The 5,373-nt window shown below is 68.5% G+C and carries 4 protein-coding genes; 1 reads left to right on the forward strand and 3 read right to left on the reverse strand.

The genetic code is table 11. The annotated features are described in order from the left end of the window. A partial coding sequence (locus tag ELR45_RS38770; protein WP_205857076.1) for an MFS transporter occupies nucleotides 1-730 on the reverse strand: 730 nt, incomplete at its 3' end. A 146-nt stretch (nucleotides 731-876) separates the two neighbouring features. Here ELR45_RS38770 and ELR45_RS22715 point away from each other — a divergent pair. Continuing rightward, entirely contained in the window at nucleotides 877-1,560 is a 684-nt protein-coding gene (locus ELR45_RS22715) for a TetR/AcrR family transcriptional regulator C-terminal domain-containing protein (protein WP_129668471.1), read from the forward strand. Here the strand turns inward: ELR45_RS22715 and ELR45_RS22720 are convergent. Continuing rightward, entirely contained in the window at nucleotides 1,557-3,446 is a 1,890-nt protein-coding gene (locus tag ELR45_RS22720; protein WP_205857078.1) for an ABC transporter ATP-binding protein, read from the reverse strand. The two genes, ELR45_RS22715 and ELR45_RS22720, sit on opposite strands and share 4 nt — an antisense overlap. Further along, nucleotides 3,443-5,233 (reverse strand): ABC transporter ATP-binding protein, encoded by a 1,791-nt coding sequence (locus ELR45_RS22725; protein WP_129668380.1) that lies wholly within the window; start codon nucleotides 5,231-5,233, stop codon nucleotides 3,443-3,445. Before ELR45_RS22725 ends, ELR45_RS22720 begins: the two co-directional genes overlap by 4 nt. Nucleotides 5,234-5,373 lie beyond the last annotated feature (140 nt).

Raw genomic sequence — 5,373 nt, forward strand, 5'->3', positions numbered from 1 at the left:
GAAGCACGACGCCGGCGGCCAGCAGACCCAGTACCTCCGGTGAACCCCAGCCGTGTGGTTCGGCCTGGTTGAACGCGTAGACCACCGCGATCAAGCCAGAAGCGCTCAGCAACACGCCCAGGACGTCCGGCCGCTCGCCACCGCGGACGGGAATATCCTTCGGCACGAACACCGTGCCGAGGAGCGCGAGCAGCGCGATGGGCACATTGATGTACAGGCACCACCGCCAACTGGCGTACTCGGTCAGCAATCCACCCGCGATCAGACCGATAGCCGATCCAGCCGCGCCGATCGCCGCGAACACCCCGAACGCACGGCCACGTTCGCGTGCCTCGGTGAAGGTGGTCGTCAGCAACGACAACGCGGCTGGAGCCAAGAGCGCAGCGAAAACCCCCTGCAAGGCTCGTGCCCCTATCAGCGTTCCCGCCTGGGCGGCCAACCCGCCCAGCGCGGATGCGCCGGCGAAGCCCACCAGGCCGATGGCGAACGCGCGCCGATGGCCGAGTGCACCGCTTACCCGGCCGCCGATCAGCAACAGCCCGCCGAACGCCAGCAGGTATGCGGTGATCACCCAGTGTCGTGCCGCATCGGAGATACCGAGCGCGTCCTGCGCCGAAGGCAGGGCGATGTTCACAATCGTCCCGTCCAGGACCACGAGAAGCTGCGCCGCGGCAACGACGGGCAGCGTCCACCACCGCCTTGTAGGAGCCTTCGCTAACTCATCTGTCACAGCCACATCTGTCACAAGCACACCTCTATCTACGCCGGTTCGATATCCCCTAACAATGTTAGAGACCTCGATCACCGTACTACACTCGCCATACCGGTCCGGCGATCCGGGACGTCAGCCGATGTGGAGGAAGTGTGGGTAGCCAAATGAAGAACGATGGAGTGCGTAGCGTCTGGTTGCGCCCCCGACGCGCTTCCAGAGGTGAGCCACCGCTATCGCTCTCGCGCATCGTCGACGCGGCAGTGGCCGTCCTCGATGAGGAGGGAATCGAGCGGCTCACCATGCGACGGCTGGCTGAGCGGCTCGGAGTCGTCGCCCCGTCGCTCTACTGGCATGTCGAGACGAAGCACGACGTCGTCGATCTCGCCGTCGACGCGATCTTCGGCGATCTCACGCTCGAAGCGGAGCGCACGTCGCACTGGCGCAAGGACGTCACCGCAGTGCTGTACGGGTGGCGATCAGTGCTGCTACGCCACCCATGGGCCGCCGCGGTCCCCGCACGGCAGCGGCCGAGCGTCGGGCCGAACTTCCTCGCCCAGATGGAGATCCTGCAGGCGACACTCGCCCGCGCAGGGTTCACCGGGACGGCCCTTTCCGCCGCGACTTGGGCGCTCTACAACCACGTCATGGGGTCGGCATCGACCGAAACAGCACTGCACATCACCGACGAGGAACGCCGAGTGGGCCAGGAGAAGCTACGTTCCGAGAGCGACCGCTACCCTACGCTAGCCGCACAAGGCTATCTCTACGATGACGACTGGGACGGTGCCTTCGCCACGGGCTTGGACTACCTGCTCGACGGACTGGAGGCGCAGCTGACGCGGCCCTAGTGATCAGACCCCGGGCTCTCTGGCACCAGCGACGCGGTGCTGTGCTCCTCCGCCTCGACGATCAGTTCCTCGGACCAGAGCCGTCGCATCTCCGGGCTGGTGCTCAGCAACTCGTCCAGGGATCCGCTGCCCACGACCTGCCCTCGGTCCAGGACGACGATCTGGTCCGCTCGTTCCAGCGCGGCCCGGCGGTGCGAGACCACCAGCACCGTCGACGGCCCGCCGCCGTCCCCAGCGGCTTCCGAGATCCGGTCCCAGAGACGTTGCTCGGTCTCGACGTCCAGCGCCGACGACAGGTCGTCGACGACCAGCAGATCCGGCGAACGCACCAGTGCGCGTGCGGCCGTCGAACGCTGCACCTGCCCACCGGACAGGCGGACACCGCGCGACCCGACCACAGTCTCGAGCCCTTCAGGCATGTCCGCGACGTCCTCCTCCAGGGCGGCGAGCTCGATCGCCGCCCTGAGCTTGCCGTCTTCCACTGGCCAGCCCAGCTGGAGATTCTCCCGCAATGACTCGGAGAACAGCCGCGGAACCTGCCCCGCGTAGGCGGCGCGGCCCGGCACCAGGAACGTACCCGGGTCGTCGACCGGCTGCCCGTTCCAGCTCACCGTGCCGCGTTCGAGCGGCAGCATGCCGAGCAGCGCCCGGACCAACGTCGTCTTGCCCGCCCCGACAGCGCCCGTGACGACTGTGAACGATCCTCGCTCGATCCGGATGTCGACCCCGGCCACACCGTGACCGGCGTCGTCGTGGAGCACGGTGATGTCACGGGCCTCGAAGACATCGAGCGGATCGGTCCGCGGCGGGACCTGGGTCAGGGCCGGCGGCGGGTCCTGCCTGAAATGCACCCCGCTGAGCCGGGACAGATGGTCAGCGTCCTCATGGTGTGCCATCAACCGGCTGAGACGTTCGGTCGCCACAGCTCCCTGCGGAATCCGGTACAGCATCCGCCCCAGGATGCGCGGCAGCATCGTCAGCCATCCGACGTAACTGGTGAACAGCGCGAAGTCGCCCACCGTGAAGTCGCCGCTGCGCATGGCCGGCGTGGCGAGCAACAGGACCAGACCGATGCTGATCTCGACTGTCGCGGAGTTCGCGGTGTCGAGCATGTCCATGACCAGCCGGTCCTTGACCGCCGCGTGTCGGCGGCGCCGGTTGTGCTCGCGCAGACGCTCCAGCACCGCACCCTCGGCACCGGCGGTCTTGATCGCGAGGACGCCGGCGAAGGTCTCCCCGATGAACGCCGTCACGACGGCGCCGAGCTGCCGGGCCTGCCGGTGGACCCGCGTGATCACACCACGTAGGAGCCGGTTCAGCACCGCGATGATGGTGAGCGGAAGCACCAGGACGACGGTGATGACCGGATCGATGGTGGCCATGATCGCGAACGCGCCGGCGGCGAAGAGCGCGGCACCGATGAGGTCGACGATGTTGTCGGTCGCCACCACCAGGTCTTCGACGTCATCCCGGAACCGTGCCACCGCCTCACCGGAGGAATGCGGCAGCCGGCTGGCCGCCGGCCCGCGCGCGGTGAGGATCGAGCGCAACGTATTCGCGCGCAACGTCGTCCCGGCACCGATCCACCAGTAGGGCCAGACGGACAACGCGATCCAGAACACCCCACCACGGACTGCCTCGACGGCGACGAACGCGGCGCACAACCACAGCGCCGACTCCAGCGAGACCTCACGCTGGCCGCTGATCGCGTCGAACACGCCCTGTAGGACGAGCCCGGTGACCAGCGGGATCACAAAGAACGCCACCCACAGCAGCCCGCCGCCGACGTAGCGTCGCAGGTTGACCCGGCTCAGACGCCCGATCACCAGCCAGACCGCACGGTGCCGGCCACGCCCCGACACCGCCTGCGTACCTCGCCCCTTCATCGCCGGACCCCCGCGGCGTCGAGCAGGTGACCGAACCAGCTGGCCGGATCCGCGGCCAGCTCCTCTCGACGTCCGTACTCCACGACCCGTCCCTCGTCGACGACGGCGATCTTGTCCACGCGCGACAGCGAGGACAGACGGTGCGCGATCAGGATGCCGGTCCGGTCGGCGAGCAACCGGTCGATGGCGACATCGATACGCGCCTCGGTCGCGGGATCGAGCCGGCTGGACGCCTCGTCGAGCACGACCACCCCGGCGTCGGTGAGGAACGCCCGCGCGAAAGCCAGCAGCTGCGCCTCACCAGCGGAGACCCCACCACCTTGCGGACCGAGCACGGTGTCCAGGCCGTCCGGCAGGGTATCGAGCCACTCGCCCAGGCCGACATCGACGAGCACCCTCCGCAACCGCTCGTCGTCGAGGCCCGGACGGAACAGGGTCAGGTTGTCCCGAACGGTCGCGGCGAACAGCTGGACGTCCTGGGTGACGATGCAGACCCGGCGATGCACCGATTCGAGTCCCGCCTCTCGCAGATCCACACCGCCGACGCGGACAGTGCCCTCGGTCGGGTCGTACAGCCTGAGCACCATCCGGGCGATCGTGGTCTTGCCGCTTCCGGTACGCCCCACCAGACCCAGCGTCTCCCCGGGCGCCAGGTGCAGGTCGACTTCCGAGAGCACCCGCTCCTCGTCGTCAGGATAGGCGAACGCCACACTGTCCATGTCGACGCTCAGCGGGCCGGCGGGTGGGAGGGGCCGTGGGTGCTCGGGCTCCGGCAGGGTCCGCCGCTCGGCGAGCAGACCACCGATCCGGGCCACCCCGGCCAACGCCTTCTGGTACTGCTGCAGCTGGTCGATGAGCCGCTCGAACGGCGCACGCACCATCTGTGTGTACTGGAAGAGCAGGACGGCCGTACCGACGGTGAGTGCGCCCTCCCGTTGGCTCCACGCCGCGAGGCCGAGTATCAACGCCGTGCCGAGCGCGAAGGCCAGCGTCGTGCCGGCGAATATCCCGCCGGCGATCGTCTGCGCGCGCGTGTCCGCCCGGTACAGCTCCGCGCTGACCCGATGGAAGCGGTTCACCACGTGCTCCCCGGCGCCGTTCGCACGGATGTCCTCGGCGCCGACGAGGCGCTCCTCAAGGTTGCCGAAGAGCGCGGCCGACCGCTCCCGCGCCTTCGTCGCGGCGGGGACCGCCACCCGCTGCGCGCGCACCATCCCGAAGGCCAGCAGACCGCAGAATCCGAGCAGAACGCCGCCGATGCGGACGTCCACCGAGAACACGATGACGATCACGCCGAGCAGAAGCAGCAGGCTGGCCACGACATCGAGCAGAAAGGCGACCACGAACTGCGCCAGCGCCACCACGTCTCCGTCGACGCGCTCGATCATCTCGCCTGGAGTGCGCTTTCCGTGGTACGCCATGTCCAGGCCCAGCGCGTGCTCAGCCAGCAGTTCCCGCAGCCGGTTCGTGCCATCCCAGGCGAGCCGGCTGGCCAGCCACGCGGTCACCATCCGCGCCAGTTGGCCGGAGACCGCGAGCCCCAGGTAGCCGAAGGCGATCAGGACGAGCTGCTGGGTACTGTCGCCGGCGATCGCGCCGTCGACGAAGCGCCGCGTGAGCTGAGGTGCCAGTAGCGGGAGAACGGTTGCCGCGATGACGGTCAGGGACAACGCGAACGCCCCCCGGCGCCCTGGCCAGAGACTGCTCAGCACAAGGCGACGCGGGCTGAGAGTACCGGGAGCACGGGGGTCACTGGGCGAGCCAGCAGAGCTGGTGGAGATAGTCATGGCAGGCTCACGACGCTACGTTCCGCGGTGTCGCCCGGCAACCGAATTTCTAGGCAGCCGGTGCTCGTGTCAGCCTGTGTATTGGATGTACGAGCTCGCGGTAGGCCCGTCCGCCTACGGCACGCTCAGCCGTGCGTCGG

Source organism: Phytoactinopolyspora endophytica (assembly GCF_004138495.1).
Lineage (GTDB): Bacteria > Actinomycetota > Actinomycetes > Jiangellales > Jiangellaceae > Phytoactinopolyspora > Phytoactinopolyspora endophytica.

What these genes read in the sequence shown, in the direction of transcription:
- ELR45_RS22725 (WP_129668380.1), bottom strand. Translation starts at nt 5,233, where the DNA reads ATGACTATCTCCACCAGCTCTGCTGGCTCGCCCAGTGACCCCCGTGCT.
- ELR45_RS22715 (WP_129668471.1), top strand. Translation starts at nt 877, where the DNA reads ATGAAGAACGATGGAGTGCGTAGCGTCTGGTTGCGCCCCCGACGCGCT.
- ELR45_RS22720 (WP_205857078.1), bottom strand. Translation starts at nt 3,446, where the DNA reads ATGAAGGGGCGAGGTACGCAGGCGGTGTCGGGGCGTGGCCGGCACCGT.